Raw genomic sequence first — 2,748 nt, forward strand, 5'->3', positions numbered from 1 at the left:
GCTCGGCGGCGGGCGCGGGGGGCGGGCGGGGGGCGGGGGGCAGACCCGGCCGGTAAGCTGGCGGCATCCCCCGAACACGATCGGATGCCAGATGCCCACTATCGTCGTCGACGTCATGCCCAAGGCCGAGCTGCTGGACCCGCAGGGCAAGGCGGTCGCAGGGGCCCTGGACCGCCTCGGGATCGAGGGCTTCTCGGCGGTGCGCATCGGCAAGCGGTTCGAGTTGACGGTGGAATCCGCCGACGACGCGACGCTGGAGCTCGCCCGCAAGCTCGCCGACGACGTGCTGTCCAATGCGGTGATCGAGGATGTCGTGGGCATCGAGGTCGTCGAGTGACCACCCGCATCGGGGTCATCACCTTTCCCGGGTCGCTCGACGACGGCGACGCGCGACGCGCGATCCGCGTGGCCGGAGCCGAGCCCGTCGCGCTGTGGCACGGCTCGCACGACCTCGAGGGCGTCGACGCGCTCGTCCTTCCCGGCGGCTTCAGCTACGGCGACTATCTGCGCGCCGGCGCGATCGCGGCGCTCGCGCCGATCATGACCGAGGTGAAGGATGCCGCGGCATCCGGCATGCCGGTCCTCGGCATCTGCAACGGGTTTCAAATGCTCGTCGAGGCTCATCTGCTGCCGGGCGGGCTCATCCGCAACGCGCATCAGCAGTTCATCCGCCGCGACCAGCGCCTGCGCGTCGAGAACGCCTCGACGGCGTGGACCAGCGGGTTCGAGGTCGGGCAGGAGATCACCATCCCGCTGAAGAACGCCGACGGGGGCTACATCTGCTCGGCATCCGACCTGGAACGCATCGAGGGCGAGGGTCTGATCGCGTTCCGCTACGTCGGCGTGAACCCGAACGGCTCGCTGGCCGACATCGCGGGTCTCACGAACGAGCGCGGCAACGTGGTCGGCCTCATGCCGCACCCCGAGCACGCCGTCGAGCCCGGTTTCGGCCCGAACACGCCCGACGCGATGCGCTCCGGCGTCGACGGCCTCACGTTCTTCACGTCCGCGATCGCCGCCGTGGTGGGTGCCGCGGCCTGAGCCTGCGGTTTCGCGCCGGGCCTGCGCCTTCGGCATCCGCCCTCACAACGGAGGAGATCTGCACATCTGCGGATCGATCCGCGGGGACCCGGTCCTCAGAACTGCAGATCTCCGCGGAAGTGAGAGTCAGACGGTGCCGGCGGGCGGCCACACCCCGATGACAACGGACATCGCGAGCACGGTGACCAGTTCGTGCGCGATGGTCAGGACGGTGAGGCCCGTCGGGCGGCCCTCGAAGATGTCGTGCACGATGATGCGGCCGGCGGTGAACCCGGCCCAGAGGGTGATCGCTGTCACGATGGACGACGACAGGAACGACCCGCCGTAGAAGTGCCACGCGATGGCGACGGCGCCGGCGAGCACCCACGCCAGCAGGAACGACAGCGCGACCGAGACGATCAGGGGCAACCACGCCGCAGAGGAGGACTCCGGCGGCGTGACCTTCGCGAGTCTCATCCACCGGTTGCCGAGGACCTTCGGCGTGTACCAGATCGATCCCACGATCATGCTCGCGACGGTGGCCAGCAGCACGGCCCAGTAGTTGATCTCGGGAATCATGACGCCTCCGCGGGTTCGGCTCTTGCCGCGAGGGTACTCCCCCGCCGGGTACCGTCGAAGGCATGACTCTCGTCGTCTCGGTTCCCCGCCCCGAACTCGCCCGCGATCTCGAGCCGCTGCCGGACGGCGTCGAGGTGATCGTATGGCCGATGGTGCGCTCGGCCTCGTCGCCCGTGTCGTCGGAGACGGATGCGTCGGCGGATGCCGGGGAGTCGCCCGAACCGCCGGCGCCGCGCGATCGGATCGATCTCGTCGTCCCGCCGTATCTGACGGCGAGCGCGGCGTTGCCGCTGCTGGCGCACGTGAAGACGCGCCTCGTGCAGAGCCAGTCGATCGGGTACGAGGGCGTCGAACACGAACTGCCGCCGGGGGTCGTCTACGCCAACGCCGCGACCGTGCACGAGACCTCGACGGCCGAGCTCGCCGTGGCGCTGACGCTCGCCGCGCAGCGGCACGTCGACGGCTTCGCGCTCGACACGCGCGCGGGGGTCTGGCATCCGCGCTTCTCACGGAGCCTCGCCGACCGGCGCGTCCTGCTGCTCGGGTACGGCGGCGTGGGCAAGGCGGTCGCGGCGCGGCTGGCGCCCTTCGAGGTGGAGCTCGTCGCGGTGGCATCGCACGCGCGCGACGAGAACGGCATCCGGATCCACGGCGTCGACGAACTGCCGGAGCTGCTGCCGACGGCGGAGGTCGTCGTGCTGACCCTGCCCGGGGGTGACGCGACGCGGCACATCATCGGTGAGGAGGAGCTGGCCGCGCTCCCCGACGGCGCGCTCGTCGTCAACGTCGGTCGCGGCCCGCTCATCGACACCGATGCCCTCGTGAGGCACGTGCGGCAGGGCCGCATCCGCGCCGCGCTCGACGTGACCGATCCCGAACCGCTGCCCGAGGGGCATCCGCTCTGGGGACTTCCCGGCGTGCTCGTCTCGCCGCACGTCGGCGGCGCGTCGAGCGCCATGCACCCACGGATCGCGGCACTCATCCGCCGCCAGATCAGACACCTCCTGGCCGGGGAAGAGCCCGAGAACGTCGTCGTCCGCACCTGAGGGATGCCGGGGCTTCAGGCGCGGGCGTCGACGTCGCGTCCGTGCCACAGGTCGCCGCACTCGACCGGTGTCGCGCCGTGGGCGCGCAGGTACGGGCCCGCGC

Annotated in this window: 4 protein-coding genes; 3 read left to right on the plus strand and 1 reads right to left on the minus strand. The window is 71.1% G+C overall.

Annotation, left to right across the window (positions count from 1 at the left end; genetic code table 11):
• Positions 1 to 91: 91 nt before the first annotated feature.
• Together purS and purQ are read left to right on the plus strand one after the other, a co-directional pair.
• On the plus strand, positions 92 to 337 hold the full coding sequence (gene purS / locus WBP48_RS16475; RefSeq protein WP_424441827.1) for a phosphoribosylformylglycinamidine synthase subunit PurS: 246 nt from the start codon (positions 92 to 94) through the stop codon (positions 335 to 337).
• Complete coding sequence (gene purQ / locus WBP48_RS16480) at positions 334 to 1,041, plus strand: phosphoribosylformylglycinamidine synthase subunit PurQ (protein ID WP_424441824.1); 708 nt, start codon at positions 334 to 336, stop codon at positions 1,039 to 1,041. Before purS ends, purQ begins: the two co-directional genes overlap by 4 nt.
• 126 nt (positions 1,042 to 1,167) lie before the next feature.
• On the opposite strand, the gene WBP48_RS16485 is transcribed toward purQ, so the two are convergent.
• Positions 1,168 to 1,599: a DUF1761 domain-containing protein gene (locus WBP48_RS16485; RefSeq protein ID WP_424441825.1), complete on the minus strand. Its 432-nt coding sequence runs from the start codon at positions 1,597 to 1,599 to the stop codon at positions 1,168 to 1,170.
• A 62-nt stretch (positions 1,600 to 1,661) separates the two neighbouring features.
• Between WBP48_RS16485 and WBP48_RS16490 the strand changes: the two genes are divergently transcribed.
• The gene (locus WBP48_RS16490) at positions 1,662 to 2,645 is read left to right on the plus strand and encodes a 2-hydroxyacid dehydrogenase (RefSeq protein ID WP_424441826.1); all 984 of its coding nucleotides are present in this window, start codon (positions 1,662 to 1,664) and stop codon (positions 2,643 to 2,645) included.
• Positions 2,646 to 2,748: the final 103 nt, after the last annotated feature.

The organism is Microbacterium sp. (assembly GCF_049661145.1).
Taxonomy (GTDB): Bacteria; Actinomycetota; Actinomycetes; order Actinomycetales; family Microbacteriaceae; genus Microbacterium.